19 protein-coding genes are annotated in these 18,601 nt (G+C 65.9%); 12 read left to right on the forward strand and 7 right to left on the reverse strand.

Annotated features, from left to right (window positions below; genetic code table 11):
• The first annotated feature begins 26 nt into the window (after window positions 1-26).
• Both NRG23_RS30530 and NRG23_RS30535 read left to right on the forward strand, forming a co-directional pair.
• Window positions 27-890, forward strand: a complete 864-nt coding sequence (locus NRG23_RS30530; RefSeq protein ID WP_257373205.1) for a LysR substrate-binding domain-containing protein — start codon at window positions 27-29, stop codon at window positions 888-890.
• 360 nt (window positions 891-1,250) lie between these two features.
• Window positions 1,251-1,955: a YebC/PmpR family DNA-binding transcriptional regulator gene (locus NRG23_RS30535; RefSeq protein ID WP_257373206.1), complete on the forward strand. Its 705-nt coding sequence runs from the start codon at window positions 1,251-1,253 to the stop codon at window positions 1,953-1,955.
• An 84-nt stretch (window positions 1,956-2,039) separates the two neighbouring features.
• On the opposite strand, the gene NRG23_RS30540 is transcribed toward NRG23_RS30535, so the two are convergent.
• Window positions 2,040-3,353, reverse strand: a complete 1,314-nt coding sequence (locus NRG23_RS30540) for a leucine-rich repeat-containing protein kinase family protein (protein ID WP_257373207.1) — start codon at window positions 3,351-3,353, stop codon at window positions 2,040-2,042.
• Window positions 3,354-3,446: 93 nt separating this feature from the next.
• Window positions 3,447-4,592, reverse strand: a complete 1,146-nt coding sequence (gene zapE / locus NRG23_RS30545) for a cell division protein ZapE (RefSeq protein ID WP_016701931.1) — start codon at window positions 4,590-4,592, stop codon at window positions 3,447-3,449.
• A gap of 309 nt (window positions 4,593-4,901) precedes the next feature.
• On the opposite strand from zapE, the gene NRG23_RS30550 reads away from it, so the two are divergent.
• The 7 genes from NRG23_RS30550 (at window position 4,902) to NRG23_RS30580 (ending at window position 11,415) form a co-directional block, all read left to right on the forward strand.
• Window positions 4,902-5,402, forward strand: coding sequence for a spore coat U domain-containing protein (locus tag NRG23_RS30550; protein ID WP_373922238.1), 501 nt, complete (start codon window positions 4,902-4,904; stop codon window positions 5,400-5,402).
• Window positions 5,403-5,502: 100 nt separating this feature from the next.
• Window positions 5,503-6,042 carry a spore coat U domain-containing protein gene (locus NRG23_RS30555; RefSeq protein WP_257373209.1) on the forward strand — a complete coding sequence of 180 codons (540 nt, stop codon included), beginning with the start codon at window positions 5,503-5,505 and terminating at the stop codon, window positions 6,040-6,042.
• A 20-nt stretch (window positions 6,043-6,062) separates the two neighbouring features.
• A complete protein-coding gene (locus NRG23_RS30560; protein ID WP_009049832.1) occupies window positions 6,063-6,596 on the forward strand; it encodes a spore coat U domain-containing protein in 534 nt (177 codons plus the stop codon).
• Window positions 6,597-6,600: 4 nt separating this feature from the next.
• Window positions 6,601-7,101, forward strand: a complete 501-nt coding sequence (locus NRG23_RS30565; RefSeq protein ID WP_257373210.1) for a spore coat U domain-containing protein — start codon at window positions 6,601-6,603, stop codon at window positions 7,099-7,101.
• A 27-nt stretch (window positions 7,102-7,128) separates the two neighbouring features.
• The gene (locus tag NRG23_RS30570) at window positions 7,129-7,920 is read left to right on the forward strand and encodes a molecular chaperone (protein WP_053269480.1); all 792 of its coding nucleotides are present in this window, start codon (window positions 7,129-7,131) and stop codon (window positions 7,918-7,920) included.
• 115 nt (window positions 7,921-8,035) lie between these two features.
• Entirely contained in the window at window positions 8,036-10,393 is a 2,358-nt protein-coding gene (locus NRG23_RS30575; protein WP_257373211.1) for a fimbria/pilus outer membrane usher protein, read from the forward strand.
• Window positions 10,394-10,425: 32 nt separating this feature from the next.
• The gene (locus NRG23_RS30580) at window positions 10,426-11,415 is read left to right on the forward strand and encodes a spore coat U domain-containing protein (RefSeq protein ID WP_016701928.1); all 990 of its coding nucleotides are present in this window, start codon (window positions 10,426-10,428) and stop codon (window positions 11,413-11,415) included.
• Between the two features lie 215 nt (window positions 11,416-11,630).
• Here the strand turns inward: NRG23_RS30580 and NRG23_RS30585 are convergent, their stop codons facing one another.
• Window positions 11,631-12,386, reverse strand: coding sequence for an anti-sigma factor (locus tag NRG23_RS30585; protein WP_009049827.1), 756 nt, complete (start codon window positions 12,384-12,386; stop codon window positions 11,631-11,633).
• Complete coding sequence (locus tag NRG23_RS30590; RefSeq protein ID WP_009044629.1) at window positions 12,383-12,889, reverse strand: RNA polymerase sigma factor; 507 nt, start codon at window positions 12,887-12,889, stop codon at window positions 12,383-12,385. Before NRG23_RS30590 ends, NRG23_RS30585 begins: the two co-directional genes overlap by 4 nt.
• A 181-nt stretch (window positions 12,890-13,070) precedes the next feature.
• On the opposite strand from NRG23_RS30590, the gene NRG23_RS30595 reads away from it, so the two are divergent.
• Together NRG23_RS30595 and NRG23_RS30600 are read left to right on the forward strand one after the other, a co-directional pair.
• On the forward strand, window positions 13,071-14,156 hold the full coding sequence (locus NRG23_RS30595) for a catalase family peroxidase (RefSeq protein WP_103331418.1): 1,086 nt from the start codon (window positions 13,071-13,073) through the stop codon (window positions 14,154-14,156).
• A complete protein-coding gene (locus NRG23_RS30600) occupies window positions 14,153-14,692 on the forward strand; it encodes a cytochrome b (RefSeq protein WP_101282841.1) in 540 nt (179 codons plus the stop codon). The genes NRG23_RS30595 and NRG23_RS30600 overlap by 4 nt, the downstream gene beginning before the upstream one ends.
• Window positions 14,693-14,730: 38 nt before the next feature.
• On the opposite strand, the gene NRG23_RS30605 is transcribed toward NRG23_RS30600, so the two are convergent.
• On the reverse strand, window positions 14,731-15,942 hold the full coding sequence (locus NRG23_RS30605; protein WP_257373212.1) for an MFS transporter: 1,212 nt from the start codon (window positions 15,940-15,942) through the stop codon (window positions 14,731-14,733).
• A 97-nt stretch (window positions 15,943-16,039) separates the two neighbouring features.
• Between NRG23_RS30605 and NRG23_RS30610 the strand changes: the two genes are divergently transcribed.
• Window positions 16,040-16,486 (forward strand): helix-turn-helix domain-containing protein, encoded by a 447-nt coding sequence (locus NRG23_RS30610; protein ID WP_009049823.1) that lies wholly within the window; start codon window positions 16,040-16,042, stop codon window positions 16,484-16,486.
• A 39-nt stretch (window positions 16,487-16,525) separates the two neighbouring features.
• Here NRG23_RS30610 and NRG23_RS30615 read toward each other — a convergent pair whose 3' ends face one another.
• Both NRG23_RS30615 and NRG23_RS30620 read right to left on the reverse strand, forming a co-directional pair.
• Window positions 16,526-17,677, reverse strand: a complete 1,152-nt coding sequence (locus NRG23_RS30615; protein ID WP_016701924.1) for a M14-type cytosolic carboxypeptidase — start codon at window positions 17,675-17,677, stop codon at window positions 16,526-16,528.
• A 512-nt stretch (window positions 17,678-18,189) separates the two neighbouring features.
• Window positions 18,190-18,531, reverse strand: coding sequence for a DUF6124 family protein (locus NRG23_RS30620; RefSeq protein ID WP_009049821.1), 342 nt, complete (start codon window positions 18,529-18,531; stop codon window positions 18,190-18,192).
• Window positions 18,532-18,601 lie beyond the last annotated feature (70 nt).

An 18,601-nucleotide genomic window follows, 5' to 3' on the forward strand; every position in this document is an offset into this window, starting at 1 on the left:
GCCAGCCATCAGTGAGGCCGATAGATATGAACCTGTTCCAACTCCGCGCATTCGATGCCGTGGCCCGTGAAGGCAGCTTCACCCGGGCCGCCGCGCGGCTGTTCATCAGCCAGCCGGCGGTCACCGGGCATATCAAGGCGCTGGAGGAGCACTATCAGATCACCCTGCTGCGCCGCACCGCGCGCCGGGTCGAGCTGACGGAGGAGGGCACCAAGCTGGCGGCGATCACCCGCGCCCTGTTCGGCCTGGCCGAAGAGGCCCAGGCCATGCTCGAAGCCAACCGGCAGTTGCTCACCGGGCGCCTGGAAGTGGCGGCGGACGGCCCGCACTTGGTGATGCCGATGCTCGCCAGCCTGCGCGAACGCTATCCGGGGATTACCGTCAACCTGCGCCTGGGCAATGCCCAGGAAACCCTGGCAGCGCTGCTTTCGGAGCACGCCGATGTGGCGGTGCTGACCGAGGTCGAAGCGCGCAAGGGCCTGCATCTGCAGAGCCTCGGCGAGTCGCGGATCTGCGCGCTGGTGCCGCAGGGCCATCCATGGCTGGCCGAGCCCGAGGGCGTGCGGCTGGAGCGGCTGGACCAGGTGATCATGGTCCTGCGCGAACCCAGCTCGATTACCCGCCGCACCTTTGACGCGGCCTGCACCCAGGCCGGAATCAACCCCAAGGTGCTGCTGGAGCTCGACAGCCGCGAGGCAGTGACCGAGGCGGTGGCGGCGCAGTTGGGCGTGGGCGTGGTGTCGTCGCTGGAACTCAGCCCCGACCCGCGGGTGCGGGCGCTGCCGATCATCGGCGAGGGGCTGCTGAACCGGCACATGCTCGGCTGCCTGGAGCGGCGTCGGGAGTTGCGCCTGATCCAGGCCTTCCTGGCGCTGGCGCCCACGCATTGAACCTGTAGCCGCTGCCGCAGGCTGCGATAAGGCCCGCAGGGCCTTCCTGGGGCCTCAAGGGCGCGTCCCGTTCCGGGCCGAACGCAGCCTGCGGCAGCGGCTACAGGGAGCGAGCCGGGCGGTCGCGCAGCCTATCGAGAAAGGTCGTCACCTCGTGCCAACACGGCTCCTGTGCGCAGTCGATGCAACGTGCGCCTGGCCCGGCTCGCCGCCGTGGCGGGCAAGGCCGACAAGGGCTGAGGGGCGGGACAGGTGGTCGCGGATCTGACTTTTTGGTCGATTGGTGCCTTCAGGCCGTATAAACTTGCCCATCGCGTCGGCCAAATCCAACTCGACGCCACAGATCAAAGAGAGTGAGTAATGGGCGCACAGTGGAAGGTTAAACACAAAGAAGCAGCAGCCAACGCCAAGGGCAAGATCTTCGGCAAGCTGGTCAAAGAGATCACCATTGCTGCCCGCAACGGCGCTGACGTCGCCACCAACGCACACCTGCGTCTGGTGGTGGAGCAGGCGAAAAAGGCCTCGATGCCCCGCGAGACCCTGGAGCGTGCGATCAAGAAAGGTTCGGGCCAGCTCGGCGAGACCGTGCAGTACCACCGCGTGACCTACGAAGGTTTCGCGCCGCACCAGGTGCCGCTGATCGTCGAGTGCGTGACTGACAACATCAACCGCACCGTCGCGGAAATCCGCGTGGCCTTCCGCAAGGGCCAGATGGGCGCTTCGGGTTCGGTGTCCTGGGACTTCAACCATGTCGGCATGATCGAGGCCGCGCCGGACAGCCCGGACGCCGATCCGGAACTGGCAGCCATCGAAGCCGGGGCCCAGGATTTCGAGCCGGGCGAAGAGGGCGCGACCCTGTTCCTGACCGAGCCTGCGGACCTCGACGCAGTGCAGAAAGCCCTGCCCGAGCAAGGCTTCACCGTGCTCTCGGCCAAGCTGGGCTACCAGCCGAAGAACCCGGTCAGCGGCCTGTCCGACGAGCAGATGGCGGAAGTCGAAGCCTTCCTCGAAGGCCTGGACAACCATGACGACGTGCAGGACATGTTCGTCGGCCTGGCGGGTTAATCCAGCCCGGTGAATCGCGCTACCTGAGCGATTCTTGCGCCAGCCGGCAAGCTCCAGCAGGAGCGAGCTGGCTGGCGATGCTCTTCAAATCCCCCGCAACACGTCCCCGACTTCGGCAAACCCCGGCCGCGCCAGCACCTGCGGCTGACAGCAGTCGCTGACCAGCGCTTGCAGGCGTTCGTGCTGCCGCGGGCTCAGGCCCGACTCGATCCTTGCCAGCAACTCCTCCAGCAGAATGCCAAAGGCCCGTACTTCGATGCGTTGCAGCGCCCGGGTTTCCTCGGTGTCGGCCAGCGCATGGAAGGACGCCGCGCCAAAATCCCCGAGCAGGCACTCGCCCTCCGGGTTCCACAGAATGTTATGGCCGTACAGGTCGCCGTGGGTGATGCCCTGGCGGTGCAGGTGCGCGCCGACCGAAGCGATGCCGCGGGCCATGCGCAAGGCCGCGTCGGCGCTGAAACGGCTGCTCTCGTCGTAGATGTCGCGGGTGCAGGAGGCCAGGCTCGGCAAGGCCGCCAGGTTGCGGTAGCTCGGCTCGATCAACTGCATCACCAGGCCGTTCTGCCCTTGGGGATGATCGCTGATCCGGCCTTCGACCCGGATCAGGTTCGGGTGCCGGCCGGCGCTGATGCAGGCGTTCATTTCATGCAGCGGCGAGCCGTCGCTGGTCATGCTGCCCTTGTACAGCTTGACCGCCACCTCGACTGACGCTTGTCCGGGGCGCTGCCAGCGGGCCTGGTGAATCACCCCGGAGGCGCCTTCGCCCAGGCGCTGCTGCAACTCCAGCTCGGCCCAGGGAATCTGCGCCACCGATTCCATCGCCGCCGCGTCGGCCTCGGATTCCAGCGGATTGCCGGCATAGGCCAGCCAGGTCAGGCATGGCAGGCCCAGCAGGAAGGCCGGCAATGCGCTGAGGCGGTTGGCGGCGATGCGGATCAGCTCCAGCTGGTGGCATTGGCCGAGGCTCTGGGGCAGCCGGGTCAGGCGGTTACCGGAGAGCATCAGCTTTTGCAGGTGCGGGCGCTGGCCCAGCTCGTCCGGCAGTTCCTCGATGCGGTTGTCGGTGAGGATCAGCCAGCGCAACAGCGGTGGCAGGGCGGCGGCGGGCACCCGCTCGATCCGGTTGGCCTTGAAGCCGACCATGCTCAGTTGCGCGCACTGGCCGACACTGGCCGGCATTTGCGTGAAGTGGTTATCGGAGCAGAACAGCACCCGCAGGCGGGTCAGGCGGTGCAGGTCGTCCGGCAGGCTGCTCAGGGCATTGCCGCTGAGGTTGAGGACTTCCAGCGAGTCCGCCAGGTCGAAGATTTCCCGGGGGAATTCGGTCAGTCCGCAAGACAGGTCCAGACGCTTGAGCCCGGCCAATTGGCCGGCCCGCAGTTGGGCAAGGGTATCCATGAACAGGTTCGACACTCAGGCAGGAGGAGGGCACACGGCCCTGGAAATGGTCGCCATGATAGCGGCGCGGGGCGGCGAGTGGCGACCGCCGGTTCAGCTCGGCGGCGTATCCGCGCTGATTTCCTGCAGCTGGCCCAGGCGGCTGCGGGTGCGCGCCAGGTCGATGGCGTTGCCGCCCAGGCTTTCGCGCAGGGAACGTTCGCCGATCAGGGTCAGGTGCTTGTCCTGGTCGTACAGCACGTCGATCAGGTTGATAAAGCGTTGTTGCACGGCGATCGGGCATTCGCCCAGTTCGGGCAGCTCGTCGATGATCCAGTGGTCGAAACGCCGGCTCAGCTCCAGGTAGTCCATGACTGCGGTCGGCTGTTCGCACAGGTCACTGAAGGCAAAACCCACGCTGTGTTGTTCGCACAACCGCACCTGGAGCTGGCGCGCGCCGACCATCAGCGCCGAGGTCGGGCTGTTGCGTGGTGGCAGGCCCAGGCTCTGGCGCTGCTGCTCGCTGCCGGGCCACAGGTAACGGCCCTGGGTGAATACCTGCTGCGAATGGCTGCGGGGCTGGCTGCGGTAGTCGTGTGGGCCGCCGACCTCCATCACCTGCATGCGGCTGGCGATCAGGTCGATCACCGGTTTGAAGCGCGCATGGTAGAGCGGGTTGGGCAGCAAACCCTGGGGGGCGTAGTTGGAGGTCACCAGCAGCAGGATGCCGCGCTGGAACAGGGCCTTGAACAGCCGCGTGATCAGCATCGCGTCGCCGATGTCGTGGACGTGGAACTCGTCGAAGCACAGCACCCGGCAATGGCTGAGCAGTTCGTCGAGGGTGGCCTCCAGGGCGTCGGGCTGCTCACGGTGACGGAACATGCCCTGATGCAGCTGGGCGAAGAAATCGTGGAAGTGCAGGCGCTGTTTTTCCGCCAGCGGGATGGCGCGGAAGAAGCCGTCCAGCAGCCAGCTTTTGCCCCGTCCCACCGCGCCATAAAGATACAGGCTGCGGCTGGCGTGTGGCCTGGCGTCTGGCTGGAGCAGGGCGTTGGCCTGCTGGGCCATGTAGTCGATCACCCGTTGCTGGCTGTGGCTCAGGGTGTAGCCCTGGTCGTGGGCCTTGTGCCGGAAATACTCGTGAATCACTCGGCCGTGGCTGGTGCTGGCGGCGGGCCGGGCGAAGGCCTTGCCGAAGAACGCGCGCAGCCTGGGCCAGCGCGATGGGCGTAGCGAGCGGTTTGGCGGTAAAGCGGCCAATGGTGTCACCCCGATTGTTCCAGGCCCGCTCCCCCCCTGGAACCGGCGCGGTAATTTAACCAATCCCCGGCCCGGCATCCAGCGCTGTCTGAAGGCGCCGATTGGTTCTACGAAAAGCTCGGGTCGGTACAGCTTTTTGCCCGTGTCACTGTGTTCGACCACGGTGCGCCGGGCGCTCAGGGGGCTGTTTTATTGGCACGCGGCTTGCCCCCCGACGCTGGCGATTTCCCCAGCGCTGACTAACCTGAGCTGTACCTATCGTTCCTCAAAAGGATTGAGGCGTTGAATGGCAAGCTGGTTTTCGCAGTCATGAGCATGCTGCTCGGCGCGACGGCATGGGCCGCGGAGCTCCAGGTGGAGGTCCGGGTCAACGTGCAGCGTGGCTGCCAGCTGGTGGGGCAGCAGCGCGATGCCGGCATCGAGCAACTGGGCGTGCTGGATTTCGGCAGCAGCCCGCGCCTCGACAACCCCGCCGGTCCCCTCAGCGCGGCGTTGCTCGACGCCCGCCGGCCCAGGCTCGAATGCAACCCGGACACCCCTTATCAATTGCGCGTCGACGGCGGACAACACGGAGGCGTCGGCGAAGTGCGCTACCTGGCCGGCAGTGCCGAACACAGCAAACCCATTCCCTATCGCCTGTACCAGGATCCGGCCCGGCGCATTCCGCTGCCGGTGAATGTGCCGGTGAGCGGCCGGGTGCCGGACTCGGGGTCGGTGGACCTGCCGTTGTACGGGCGGATCGAACCGTTGGCCGAGATCCCGCGGGTCAGTCGTTATTCCGACCTGCTGAAAGTGACGGTCACCTGGTAGTGACCGTGAAGGAGCCGTCCGGTGGGTCCGGGCGGTACAGGGAAGTCGCTCGCCATGAGCGGTCAAGGGAGAGTCCTGATGGATCTGGGATGGATGCGGTATGACAAGTAGACGCTGGGCGCTGGCGGCCCTGGGTTCCCTGCTACTGCTGGCTGAGCACGCGCAAGCGGCGATCAGCGGGCAGATCCATGCGCGGCTGACCATCATCGCCGGCTGTGAAGTGACCAATGGCGCCACCAGCACCCCCGAAAGCCCGCTCAGCGACTTCGGCCTGCTGGATTTCGGCCAGCACGGCCCGACCTGGGCCAATCCTCTGAATGCCAGCCTCAGCGGCGTTGGCAATGGCCGCCTGGAAGTCGCCTGCAACCCTTCGGTGACCGGGTTCACCGTGACCATCGACGGCGGCCTGAATGGCGACGGCAGCACCCGGCGCCTGAGCAATGGCCGCCAGACCATTGCCTATCGGCTGTTCCTCGATGCCTCCGGCAGCGACAGCTACAGCATCGGTCAACAACACAATTTCGCCGTTACCAGTGGAGCCCAGGTACCGATCCCGGTGTTTGGCTCGGTGGTCGCGAATAGCCGCGCGCTGCCGGCAGGGGTCTACACCGACACCCTGACGGTGACGCTGGATTGGTAAACCCCAAGAGGACGAATGTCATGCATATGTTTGTATCCCGGATGGCCCTGGCCCTGCTTGGCCTCGCGATCTTCTCCAGTGCCCAGGCCGCGACGGTCACCGGCCAGATCACGTCCAGCCTGATTCTCACCAGCAGTTGCCAGGTCAACGGCGCAGGCGGCAGCAGCGGCCTGAACTTCGGCGCCCTGAACTTCGGCACCACCGACAGCCTGTTCACCCAGGCCACGGCCCAGGTGCTCGGTGGCGGCGGCGGGGCCTTGTCGATCCTCTGCTCCAGCGGCACCAGCCCGGTGGTGAAGGTCCGCGCGGGCGCCCATGACGGTGAGTCCGCCGGTGGTACCCGGGCCCTGGCCGATGGCAGCGGCAACTTCGTGCCTTACGACTTGTACACCGACTCCGGCCACTCGCAGCTCCTGGCCATCGACGATGTCATCAACCTGGCCACCAGCACCGGTGTGGCGCAGACCGTGAATATCTACGGCAAGGCGCTCGGCAAGGCTGGCCTGCCGGCGGGCACCTACACCGATACCGTCGCCGTCGAACTGACCTTCTGACGCCATGGCCCGTCACGCGTGCACGGCGCTGGTGCTGCTCGGTGCCAGCAGCCTGCCGCTGCCCCTGGCGGCGGTGACCAGCCAGAGCTTCCAGGTCAGCGCCACGGTGGTCGCCGGGTGCCTGGTGGTGGGCGAGGTGAGCAATTACGGCAGCCTGGACTTCGGCAGCCAGTCGGCGTTGTCCACCAGCACGTTGCAGGTCGCCCTGGCGAGCAGCGTGCAGCTGCAATGCACACCGGGGGTGACCCTGAACATGAGTGTCGACGGCGGCCAGTACAACAGCAGCGGACGGCACATGCAGCTCGATGGCGGCAGTGCGCGGGTGGCTTATCAGCTGTTTCGCGACGCCGCGTTCAGCCAGAGCCTGGGCATTGGCCAGAGCGTGGCGGTGGCCTACAGCGACGCGAACGACATCAGCCTGCCGATCTACGGCCAGGTGCAATTACCGGGTAACCAGCCTGGGGGGACGTACAGCGATGTGCTGCAGGTGCAGCTGTCGTGGTGATGGGGCAAGACCATAAGGAGTAGCAGCATGTATTCGACTTCCCGGCGCTTGCAGGCCATTCGTTGTGCCGTGCTGGCCATGGCGTTGCTGGGGGCGGCCCAGGCAAGCGCCGCCAGCTCGGTGTTGATCTGGCCGATCGACCCGGTGCTGGAGGCCGACCAGCAAGCCGGCGCCTTGTGGCTGGAAAACCGCGGCACGGAAACCGCCAACCTGCAGATCCGGGTCTTTGCCTGGAGCCAGAGCGGCTTCGAGGACCAGTACCAGAACCAGCGAGAAGTGATCGGCAGCCCGCCGGTGGCGAAGATCGCACCCGGGCAGAAGCAACTGGTGCGCCTGACCCGGACCCGCGAAGTCCCGCCCGGCCAGGAGCTGGCCTACCGCATCATCATCGATGAAATCCCCTCGGCCCAGCCGCCGATTGCCGAAGGCGAGGGCAAGACGGCGGCGGCCATCCGGTTCCAGATGCGCTATTCGGTGCCGCTGTTCGCCTACGGGGCCGGGCTCTGGAGCAAGGAAGACAGCACCCGACAGCGCGACCCGAAAAGCGCCGGCGTGCCCGAGCTGAGCTGGCGCAAGGTGGCGGTGGACGGGCGCAATTACGTGGAGGTGCGCAACCAGGGCGCGGTGCATGCGCGCCTGACCGACGTGGCGTTCAAGCAGGCGGGGCAGACCCGGCCGCTGGTGGAAGGGCTGCTGGGCTACGTGCTGCCGGGGGCGATCATGCGCTGGCCGTTGCCCGCTGCGCCGACCACGGACGCGGTGCTGCAGGTGCGGGTCAATGGCGCGCCGCAGGTGCAGAGCGTTGCGCCGGCCCGCTAAAGCCGCTTGCCGCCGCGGACAGGCGGGGTTGCAGAGCTGCCGCTCGGGCTGACCGGTAACGGGAACCACGGCTGACCATGGAAGAAAGGTCTCCATCGATGGACGAAAAGCCACAATGAGCCTCGGCGCAGCTCGTCGTTTCTGGCGCCCGGGGTGGGCGGTGAGCGGGCTGTGTTGCTGGGTGTTCGCCTCCACCAGCCTGGGGGGCGAACTGCCGCCGCCGCCCAGCGGCATGGAGGCGATCAGCGATGCCCAGCTGTTCCTGGAACTGGTGGTCAATCAGATGAATACCGGGCGAGTGATCGCTGTCGAGCAACGTGCCGGACGCCTGTTCGTGCCGGCCCAGGCCCTGCGGGAAAGCGGCATGAAATTGCCCGAAGGGCTCGATGCGCAGGTCGCCCTCGACAGCCTGCGAGGGCTGCACAGCGACTACGACAGCCAGGGCCAGCGCCTGTTGCTGGAGGTGCCGCCGGACTGGCTGCCGGAGCAACGGATCGGCAGCCGCCAGGCCTATCCACGAACCCCGGCGCTGAGCAGTTTCGGCGCCTTGCTCAATTACGATCTGTACCTCAACGACACCGACGATGCCGGCACCTACCTGGCCGCCTGGAACGAGGTGCGGCTGTTCGACAGCTGGGGCACCCTGTCCAACACCGGCCAGTACCGGCGGACCTTTTCCGGCCTCGGCGAGGGCACGCTGAACAACGGCTACCGCCGCTACGACACGACCTGGCGTTACTCCGACGACGAACGCCTGCTGACCTACGAGGCCGGCGACCTGGTCAGCGGCGCCTTGCCCTGGAGCAACGCGGTGCGCCTGGGCGGCGTGCAACTGTCCCGCGACTTTGCCGTGCGCCCGGATCTGGTGACCTACCCCTTGCCGCAGTTCGCCGGGGAGGCGGCGGTGCCGTCCTCGGTGGACCTGTTTATCAACGGCTACAAGTCCAGCAGCGCCGACCTGCAGCCGGGGCCCTACACCCTGACCAATATCCCGTTCATCAACGGTGCCGGCGAAGCGGTGGTGGTGACCACCGATGCCCTGGGGCGACAGGTGTCCACCACCGTGCCGTTCTATGTCACCAGCAGCCTGCTGCAACAAGGCCTGAGCGATTTCTCGGTGGCCGCCGGGACCCTGCGCCGCGACTACACGCTAAAGGATTTCAGCTATGGCCCAGGCGTCACCTCCGGCAGCCTGCGCTACGGTCTGAGCGATAACCTGACCCTGGAAGGCCATGCCGAAGCTGCAGAGTCCCTGACCCTCGGCGGCTTCGGCGGCAACCTGCGCCTGGGCAATTTCGGCGTGCTCAACAGCGCCATCAGCCAGAGCCGCTTCGACGGCCAGGGCGGGCAGCAGATCAGCCTCGGTTATCAGTACAGCAGCCAACGCTACAGCCTCTCCTACCAGCGCATGCAGCGCCGCGACGGCTATGCCGACCTGACGCTGGTGGATAGCCCCTACGCCAGCCTCAGCCAGCGCAGCGAACAGCTGACCCTGAGCCTCAACCTCGAGCGCTACGGCAGCCTCGGCGCCGGCTATTTCGATGTGCGCGCCGCGGACGATTCGCGCACCCGCCTGCTCAACCTGACCTGGAGCAAGCCGCTGTGGCGCAGCAGCAGTTTCTACCTGTCGGCCAACCGCGAGATCGGCGACAGCAACTGGGCGGTCCAGGCCCAACTGGTGATTCCGTTCGACCTCCACGGCAGCCTCAGCCTGAGCAGCGAACGCAGCAAGGACGGGCAGAACCGGCAGCGGGTCAACTACAGCCGGGCGGTGCCCAGCGAGGGCGGCTTCGGCTTCAATCTCGGATATGCCCAGGGCGATGCGCCGGCCTACCGCCAGGCCGACCTGACCTGGCGTTTGCAGTCGGTGCAATTGCAGGCCGGGGTCTATGGTTCCAGCGAGGCGCAAACCCGCTGGGCCGATGCCAGCGGTTCGCTGGTGTGGATGGACCGCCAGGTGTTCGCCGCCAACCGCATCGATGACGCCTTCGTGGTGGTCAGCACCGACGGTTACCGGGATATTCCGGTGCGCTACGAAAACCAGCTGGTAGGAAGCACCGATAAGAACGGCCATCTGCTGGTGCCCTGGAGCAGCGCCTATTACCGCGGCAAATACGAGATCGACCCGCTGAACCTGCCGGCCAACGTGCAGAGCCCGCTGGTCGAACAGCGGGTCGCGGTGCGTCGTGGCAGCGGCTATCTGGTGGAGTTCCCCTTGACCCGCATCCTCGCCGCCAGCGTGGTCCTGGTGGACGCTCGGCACCATGAGTTGCCCCTGGGCAGCCTGGTGACCCACGAACAGAGCGGCGCCCAGACGGTGGTGGGCTGGGACGGCCTGGTGTACCTGGAAAACCTGGCGCCGAACAACAACCTGCGGGTCAGCCTCGCCGACGGCAGCAGCTGCCAGGTGAGCTTTGCCCTGGAGCCGGAACAGGAACAGGTGCCGTTGATCGGGCCGCTGGTGTGTCAGTGAGGGTTCATGAACGGAATCGGGAGTCAGTGAACATGGACAGGTTGCGTCGTTATTGGGGGCTGGCGTTGTTGCTGCTGGCGCTGCTGTTGCCAGGGGCGGCCCAGGCCCTGTGCTCGGTGGTCAGTACCTCGCCGGCGAGTTTCGGCACCCTCAGTTCGATCCTGGTGCGCACCACCTCGCAACCTGCTTCCAGCACCAACGCCGGCCTGGCCTGCACCGGCTCGTTGGCGACCCTGATGGCCAGCAACGACCATTTCTACGCCACCATCACCTCCTCGCAGAGCGGGCTGCTGGGCCCCACCGGCGATGTCATCGGCTACACGATCTACGGCGACAACAGCACCAATTACCCCATCACCCGCGGCGTGCAGTTCGACTTCGCGCGCAACTCCATCGTCGACGCCCTGGGGCTGCTGGGCAGCCCGACCGTGGCCAAGGCCATTCCGGTCTACCTGGGCAGCATCACCGGCAGCAACGTCGCCGCCGGCATCTACACCGAGACCCTGAGCATTGCCTGGAGCTGGAACTACTGCGCGGGGATCGGCGCGTTGGGCGCATGCCTGGGGCGCGATATCGGCAGCGGCGTCGCCAGCCTGACGGTCAACCTGACGGTGGCCAACGACTGCGTGATCACCGCGCCCAACATCAGCTTCGGCAGCGCGCCGGTGATCAGCGCCTTCGCCACTGTCAGCGGGCAGACCATCAACCTCGCCTGTACCAAGGGCAGTGCCTACACCGTGGGCCTGGACGATGGCCAGCAGCCCGTCAGCGTCGGCGGGCGGCGGCGGATGATCTCGGGGGGCAACTACCTGGCCTACGACATCTTCAAAAGCGCCGGCACCACCCGCTGGGGCAGCGTGGGCGCGGCGCGGCGGGCCAGTTCCGACGCCGAGGTGAACCCCGGCAACGGCCTGGGCACCGGCAGCCAGGTGTTCAACTACAACGCCCGGATCTACACCGACCAGGCCACGCCGCCGGCGGGGACCTATATCGACAACGTGGTGCTGGATGTGGGGTTTTAAGGGGGGAGTGCCCCTATTGTGCTAGTCGCAGGTGTTTGTGGTGTGGCGCAGATCCTGCGGCTGCTTCGCTGCCGATCGCAGCCTGCGGCAGCGGCTACAGGAGAAGGTGATGGCCCAGATGACGGGGTCGAGGTAGCCGCTGCCGCAGGCTGCGATAGGTCCGAAGGACCTCTGGCGGTCTCAAGGCCGGCCCACGGGGATGCGGCTGCCATGGGTCAGAACTTCTGGGTGTCCTGCAGCCGCTGCGCCACCGCCGAACCGCTGGGGCTGACCATGGCGTAGTTGTAGCCGCTGTCGGACCAGTAGTCGGCCTGCAGTTCGCCATCGCTGCGGCTGCCCCGGGGCAGCAGGTAGTTCTTCGGTCCCGGCGGGCGGATATAGAAACTGATCCTGTGCCCGCCCTGGTCCTCGTACAGCACCATCGCCGCCGGTCCTTGATCGGTGCTCAGCAAACGCCCGCTGACCGCCTGGAACCCGGCCTCGCGCAGGTCCGGCAGGCGCTCGGCCTGGGTGAAGTAGCGATCGAGCCAGGCCTGCATGGCGCCGTTGCCCCGGACCTCGAGGTCGGCCGGGAGGACGCCTTGCTGGGCGAACAGGCGATAGGCCTGCAAGGCGTCGGTCATCGGCAGCGGCAGAGCACTGGCCAGGGTCATTTCCCGCGCCTGCCAGCCACTCAGGCCGCCGACGCCGAGGGCGATCAACAGCAGCGCGGCGCTGGCCAGGTGGCGGCGCGACTGGCGCTTGAGGCGCTGGCGAATCAGCGCCGGGTCGAGGTTGGGGTTGACCGGTTGCTGCAAGGCACCGCCGAGGGCCGCACGCAGCTGCTGGGCGTCCTGCTGCCAGGCCTGGACCTGGGCGGCGAGCTGCGGGTGGCTGCTCAGGTAGGTCTCCAGCAGGCGCCGGTCGCTCTCGCTGAGCTGATGGTCGACGTAGGCGTGCAGGTCGCGTTCGCTGGGGGGCAGGCTGATCATTTGAGTATCCGCAAAGAAGGGCTGCTGATTTCGCCGTCGCTGAGCTGGCGCAGGGCCTGGCGCGCCCGGGACAGGCGGGACATCACGGTGCCGGTGGGCACGTCGAGGATAGTGGCGACTTCCTTGTAGCTCAGGCCTTCCACCGAGACCCAGAGCAGCAGCGCGCGCTGTTCGGCGGGCAGGCGGTCGAAGGCTTCCAGGGTCGATTGCGCGACCACGCTGCGTTCCACCGAAGGCTGGGCGTCGTCGCGCCCGGTGAAGAATTCCAGCATGCGCGCATAACGCCGTGAGCGGCGGTGCGCGTCGAGAAACTGGCGGTAGAGAATGGCGAACAGCCAGGCCCGCAGATCGCCCTCGGGGCGTTTTTCGCCCCAGCTCGACAGCGCCCGTTCCAGGCTCGCTTGCACCAGGTCATCGGCGCTGCTGGGCTGACGGCTCAGGGACAGGGCGAAACGCCGCAACCGGGGGATGATTTCACGCAGCTGTTCGTCGATATCGTTCATGGGTTCCTGCGGATCGTTGGCCAGTCGCTACGCTTGCAACAGCGTGCTTGCAACAGCCAGACGCCTGGTCGTGCAGGTTATTCCAGTGCTCGGAAAATAAATATCGGCGACGGGAATAAAGCTTGCCGGGGTACGTCTGACCTGTCCTTTCCACCTGTGGCCCGCGGCCCTGGAGATATTCATGGTAGATCGTCCATCACCCCCTGATCGTCCGCCCTTGAGCGCGGCCAGCCTGAGCCTGCGTCTGGGCGGGATCGCCCTGGTGGTCGCGGCCCTGGCCGGCGCCATGGCTTATGTAAACGGCACTTTCGATCCGCAGCGCCTGACCCCCAAGGCCCTGGTGGATGTGCTGGAGAAAAACAACGGCGTACATCCGGGCTTCCGTCGCAACCACGCCAAGGGTGTGTGCGTGGTCGGTTATTTCGAGAGCAGCGGCGAAGCCCGCAGCTATTCCAGCGCCCAGGTGTTCAACGAAGCGCGGACCCCGGTGGTCGGGCGTTTCGCCTTGCCCCCCGGCAACCCCTATGCACCTGACGGCAGTGTGCCGATCCGCAGCCTGGCGCTGCGTTTCACTCAGGCCAACGGCCAGCAATGGCGCACCGGGATGAACAGCATGCCGGTGTTCCCGGTGGGCACCCCCGAAGCGTTTTACCAGTTGCAGCAGGCCAGTGCGCCAGACCCGGCGACCGGCAAGCCGAACCCGGCCAGCGTGCCGGCGTTTTTCGCCGCCCACCCGGAAGCCATGCCGTTCCTGCAATGGATCAAAAGCGCCAAGCCCTCGGCCAGCTACGCCACCGAAACCTACAACGGCATCAACGCGTTTTACCTGGTGAGCGCCACCGGGCAACGCCAGGCGGTGCGCTGGGGCGTGGTGCCGCTGACCCAGGACGCGCCCGACGCGGTGGTGCCTGAGGGTAACGACTTCCTGGAAAAAGACCTGGTGCAGCGCCTGGCTGCGGGGCCGTTGCGCTGGCGCTTGAGCATCACCCTGGCCAACCCGGGCGACCCGACCGACGACGCCAGCAAGGCCTGGCCCAGCGAGCGCAAGGTGCTGAATGCCGGGACCCTGGTGCTGGAGCGCAGCCAGCCGCAGAACGAGGGCGAATGCCGCGACATCAACTACGACCCGCTGGTGCTGCCGAGCGGCATTGCCGCCTCCGACGACCCGCTGCTGGCGGCCCGTTCGGCGGCTTACGCCAGTTCCTATCTGCGCCGCACCAGTGAAGTCGATCAATTGCCCCACGCTGCCCAGGAGTCCCGCCCATGAGCGCCCAACCGAATCATTTCGCGCCACTGGCGCGCCTGCTGCACTGGCTGATGGCGCTGATGATCATCGGCATGCTGTTTATCGGCGCCGGCATGGTGGCCTCGGTGTCCGAGCGCCATGAGTGGTTGATCCACCTGCACAAGCCGCTGGGCATTGCCATTCTGCTGCTGGTGATCGTGCGCCTGGTCGTGCGCTTTTCCACCCGGCAACCGCCACTGCCGGCGGACCTGCCGGGCTGGCAGGCGTTGGCGGCCAAGGCCTCCCATGTGCTGCTGTACGCGCTGATGCTGATCCTGCCGCTGCTGGGCTGGGCGATGATTTCAGCGGCGGGTGATCCGGTGATGCTTGGCAGTTCGCTGCAGCTGCCGTCGCTCCTGCCTGCCAATGCCCCGCTGTTCGCCTGGTTGCGCAAGGCCCACGGCTTTCTCGCCTACCTGCTGTTCCTGACGGTGCTGCTGCATCTGGCGGCGGCGCTGTTCCATGGCTGGGTGCGCCGCGACGGGGTGCTGGAAAGCATGCTGCGCGGCAAGGGCTGAGAGCAGGGCGGTGCGCTCAAGAGCCCTGGCAATGTGTTTCAACCGGCACACACCGGGGCTTTGCGCGGGTTCAGGCTCCACCGCCAGTACAGCAGCGCCACGCCATTGATCGCGGCGCCCAGCAGGCATACCCCGGTCCAGCCCGCCCAGGCGTACAGGGCGGTGGCGCCGATCGAGCCGCTGGCGCTGCCGATCGAATAGAACAGCATGTAGCCCGCGGCCAGGCGGCTCTGGGCCTCGGGGCGGGTGCTGTAGATCAGGCTCTGGCTGGTGACATGCACCGCCTGCAAACCCAGGTCGAAGACGATCACCCCCAGCAGCAGGGCCCAGAGCGACGATTGGGTGTAGGCGATCGGCCACCAGGAGGCCAGCATCAGGCTCAGCGCCAGGCCGCTGGTCCATTGTCCCAGGCCACGGTCGGCCAAGCGTCCGGCACGCGAGGCGCCCAGGGCTCCGGCCGCCCCGGCGAGGCCGAACAGGCCGATCTCGGTGTGCGACAGCGACAGCGGCGGGGCGCTCAGGGGCAGCACCAGCGGGGTCCATAACACGGTGCCGGCACTGAAGATCAGCATCGCCAGCACCGCTCGATCGCGCAGGACCTTTTCTTCGCGGAACAGACCGAACAGCGAGCGAATCAGTTGGCCGTAGCTGTGCATTGCCGCCGGCTGCTCGACCTTGGGCAGCACCCGCCACAACAGCAGCGCCATCAGCAGGGTCAGCCCGGCCGACAGCAGGTACACCGAACGCCAGCCGGCCAGGTCGGCCATGGTTCCCGAGACCGTGCGCGCCAACAGGATCCCGAGCACGATGCCGCTGGTCACGCTACCCACCACCTGGCCACGTTTGCCTGGCGCGGCCAGGTTGGCGGCATAGGCCACCAGCACCTGGGTCACCACCGCGAGCAGCCCGGTCAGGGCCATGCCCAGCAACAGCCAAGTGCTGTCCGCCGCCAGCGCCACCATCAACAGGGCCACGACCGACAAGCTCGTCTGGCCGACGATCAGGCGCCGGCGGTTCAGCAGGTCGCCCAGCGGCACCAGGAACAGCAGGCCGAGACCGTAGCCGACCTGGGTCAGGGTGATGACCAGGCCGATGGTCGCTCGCGGCATGTCCAGGCTGTGGGCCATGGCATCGAGCAGGGGTTGGGCGTAATAGACATTGCCCACCGCCAGCCCGCAGGCAATGGCAAAGAGCAGCACCACCGACGCCGGAATGGTGGCGGATGGCAAAGGGGCGATTGCGGCTGTCATGCTCGGCTCCGTGAGTTCTGGTTGCTTTATGAAACCAGTTGTACGGTAGAGAGGCTGGTTTTATATTGCAACCACTTTCCTGTCGCGAGTCTGCATCATGGTCAAACGCACAAGCCTGGAGGGCGCCGAGTGCCCGGTGGCCCGTTCGCTGGACGCTATCGGTGACTGGTGGTCGCTGCTGATCATTCGTGATGCCTTTGACGGCATCCGCCGCTTCAGCGAGTTCCAGCGCAATTTGGGGATGGCCAAGAACATCCTCGCTGCCCGCCTGCGGACCCTGGTGGCCCACGGCATCTTCGAGGTGCTGCCGGCGTCCGACGGCAGTGCCTATCAGGAGTACGTGCTGACGCAGAAGGGCAACGGCCTGTTCAACCTGATCATCGGTCTGCGGCAGTGGGGCGAGGCGTATTTCTACGAGGAGGGGGAAGCGCATTCGCTGATGGTCGACCGCGAGCAGGGGCTGCCGCTGCGACCGCTGGAGCTGCGCTCGGCGGATGGGCGCTTGCTCGGGCCCGAGGATTGCCGGCGGGTGCCGGTGCAATAGGCGCCGGCCGCGGTTCGCGCCGCGGCCAGCGCAGCAGGATCAGCGCAGGATGCCGACCATGTCGGCCACGGTGCTGAGGACGTCCTTGCCCAGTTGCATCGAGCGTTTGCCCGACCAGCCGGTGAGCGGGTTGGGGTTATCGTCGTGGTCCTTGAACGGCATTTCCAGGGTCAGCGACAGGCAGTCGAACTTCTCGCCGACGCTGTTGCAGGCCAGGGTCATGTTGGCTTCGCCGGGCTTGTCCCTGGTGTAGCCGTGGGTGGTCTGGAAGTCCCGGGTCTTGTGTTTCAGGTGGCTGCGGAAGTGCTCCTCGAGCTTGGCCAGGCGCGGCGTGTAGCCCGGGTTGCCTTCGCAGCCGGCGGTGAACACATGGGGGATTTCTTCGTCGCCGTGCACGTCGAGGAACAGGTCGACGCCGTACTGCTCCATCTGCTGCTGGACGAACAGCACTTCCGGGCTGAGCTCCTGGCTGGCGCTCTGCCAGGCGCGGTTCAGGTCCTGGCCCATGGCGTTGGTGCGCAAGTGACCGTGGAAGGCGCCGTCGGGGTTCATGTTCGGCACCAGGTACAGATCGGCGCTGGCCAGCAGCCTGTTCAGCTCGGCATCGTCACGGTGCTGCAGGCGTTCGATCACGCCCTCCATGAACCATTCGGCCATGTGCTCGCCAGGGTGCTGCTGGGCGATGATCCAGACCTTGCGTCGGCCTTCGCCGCTGCTGCCTTTGCGCAGCAGCTGGATATCGCGACCCTCGACGCTTTTGCCGGTGGCCAGCAGTTCGGCGCCGGCCTTGGTCAGCGCCTGCTCGATCAGCCAGTCATGCCGGCCGCGGCTGTAGGGTTCGAAATAGGCGAACCAGGCGTGGGTCTGGGTGGCTTCAAGGCAGAAGCGCAGGGTGTCGCCTTCAAAAATCGTCGGCACGCGGAACCAGTTGACGTGGTCGTAGGACGCCACCGCCTGATAACCGCTCCAGGCCTTGTTGTACGAGGACTTGCTGGCATTGCCCAGGCGGAACCAGTGTTCCTGGCCGACACGCAGGCCGCTGGCCTTGAAGTGGAACCACTGGAAATGCGCGCTGCGAGTGTCGGGCTTGATGGCCAGCAGGACTTGCGAGGGGTTGCTGGCATCCAGTACTTCGATATTGCCGCTGTCGAAATTGGCAGAGATTTGAAACGAGCTTTGAGCCACGGTCATGGTCGATTCCTGAACAGGATTTTTTATGGCCGTTACTTTAGCAAGGCAGGGAAAATACCGGGGTAATTTCCGCGGGAGAGGGGGGGCGTCGTCCTTGACGCGAAAGCAGCTTAGAAGCTATGCGATTGATTCTCAAGCGCTGTTTTTGCATTTGCGAGCCGTTGCGGCGGGCGTCGGCTTGCAATGAGGCATTCTTTTGCTATCATCGCCGCCAATTTAGCGGGACCCAGTCTTCATTAGCCTGAAGCCAAGCCAGAAAAACTGGCAGAAAAAAAAGACCCGGCAAAAAGCCGGGTCAAAAACCGTGATTAGCCTGATGAGGAGATAATCCAGGAGTCCGACCTAAGGTCTCTTGGGTTATCGACTGATCTCGCGACCAGTTGCTTGCAATAATAATCATTATCATTTGCAAGTCAAATGTTTTTCCCCGCCGTTTAGAAAATAATTTCCTGTCCCTGTTGTCAGCCTTGTTCATCGGCCGGATCGGCCGTGGGCGAATTCTGCCGCGCCTCTCATTCCTGGCGCTGGCTGTCCAGCGAGCGATCCACCAGCGCCTTGGCCATGTCGATCATGTGCACCACGGAAAACGCCAGGTCCCGCCGGGTTCCCCGCAGGTGGTCGGCGGCCTCGTAGGCGCTGGCCGCGGCGCAGCGCAGCAGGTCGGAAGCGTGGATCATCGCTTCCTCGCTGCTGATGCTGTCTTTGACTTCGAAGAACTTCTCGTCGATCGACGCTTCTGCAATAGCCGGCTTCAAGTAGTAGTCCATGGCCCGGCGGGCGGCCTCGCTGTCCTTGAGGGCGTTGAAGCCGACATCGGTTTCCAGTTCCGGTGCATCTTTGCTGGTTGTGCTCATGAGCGGTTCCATCCTTTGACGTGGAATAAGAGGGTCTGAGGAATGGTAATACTTAATGTATTTGTGACTA

The sequence above is a fragment of the Pseudomonas sp. T8 genome, assembly GCF_024610635.1.
GTDB lineage: Bacteria > Pseudomonadota > Gammaproteobacteria > Pseudomonadales > Pseudomonadaceae > Aquipseudomonas > Aquipseudomonas chlororaphis_I.

Excerpts from the sequence above, each read along its gene's own strand:
- NRG23_RS30615 (WP_016701924.1), bottom strand. The coding sequence starts at position 17,677 with ATGACCGTGGCTCAAAGCTCGTTTCAAATCTCTGCCAATTTCGACAGC.
- NRG23_RS30600 (WP_101282841.1), top strand. The coding sequence starts at position 14,153 with ATGAGCGCCCAACCGAATCATTTCGCGCCACTGGCGCGCCTGCTGCAC.
- NRG23_RS30610 (WP_009049823.1), top strand. The coding sequence starts at position 16,040 with ATGGTCAAACGCACAAGCCTGGAGGGCGCCGAGTGCCCGGTGGCCCGT.
- NRG23_RS30530 (WP_257373205.1), top strand. The coding sequence starts at position 27 with ATGAACCTGTTCCAACTCCGCGCATTCGATGCCGTGGCCCGTGAAGGC.
- NRG23_RS30575 (WP_257373211.1), top strand. The coding sequence starts at position 8,036 with ATGAGCCTCGGCGCAGCTCGTCGTTTCTGGCGCCCGGGGTGGGCGGTG.
- NRG23_RS30620 (WP_009049821.1), bottom strand. The coding sequence starts at position 18,531 with ATGAGCACAACCAGCAAAGATGCACCGGAACTGGAAACCGATGTCGGC.
- NRG23_RS30570 (WP_053269480.1), top strand. The coding sequence starts at position 7,129 with ATGTATTCGACTTCCCGGCGCTTGCAGGCCATTCGTTGTGCCGTGCTG.
- NRG23_RS30585 (WP_009049827.1), bottom strand. The coding sequence starts at position 12,386 with ATGATCAGCCTGCCCCCCAGCGAACGCGACCTGCACGCCTACGTCGAC.
- NRG23_RS30595 (WP_103331418.1), top strand. The coding sequence starts at position 13,071 with ATGGTAGATCGTCCATCACCCCCTGATCGTCCGCCCTTGAGCGCGGCC.
- NRG23_RS30605 (WP_257373212.1), bottom strand. The coding sequence starts at position 15,942 with ATGACAGCCGCAATCGCCCCTTTGCCATCCGCCACCATTCCGGCGTCG.
- NRG23_RS30535 (WP_257373206.1), top strand. The coding sequence starts at position 1,251 with ATGGGCGCACAGTGGAAGGTTAAACACAAAGAAGCAGCAGCCAACGCC.
- NRG23_RS30555 (WP_257373209.1), top strand. The coding sequence starts at position 5,503 with ATGACAAGTAGACGCTGGGCGCTGGCGGCCCTGGGTTCCCTGCTACTG.
- NRG23_RS30580 (WP_016701928.1), top strand. The coding sequence starts at position 10,426 with ATGGACAGGTTGCGTCGTTATTGGGGGCTGGCGTTGTTGCTGCTGGCG.
- NRG23_RS30540 (WP_257373207.1), bottom strand. The coding sequence starts at position 3,353 with ATGGATACCCTTGCCCAACTGCGGGCCGGCCAATTGGCCGGGCTCAAG.
- NRG23_RS30565 (WP_257373210.1), top strand. The coding sequence starts at position 6,601 with ATGGCCCGTCACGCGTGCACGGCGCTGGTGCTGCTCGGTGCCAGCAGC.
- NRG23_RS30590 (WP_009044629.1), bottom strand. The coding sequence starts at position 12,889 with ATGAACGATATCGACGAACAGCTGCGTGAAATCATCCCCCGGTTGCGG.
- NRG23_RS30550 (WP_373922238.1), top strand. The coding sequence starts at position 4,902 with ATGAGCATGCTGCTCGGCGCGACGGCATGGGCCGCGGAGCTCCAGGTG.
- NRG23_RS30560 (WP_009049832.1), top strand. The coding sequence starts at position 6,063 with ATGCATATGTTTGTATCCCGGATGGCCCTGGCCCTGCTTGGCCTCGCG.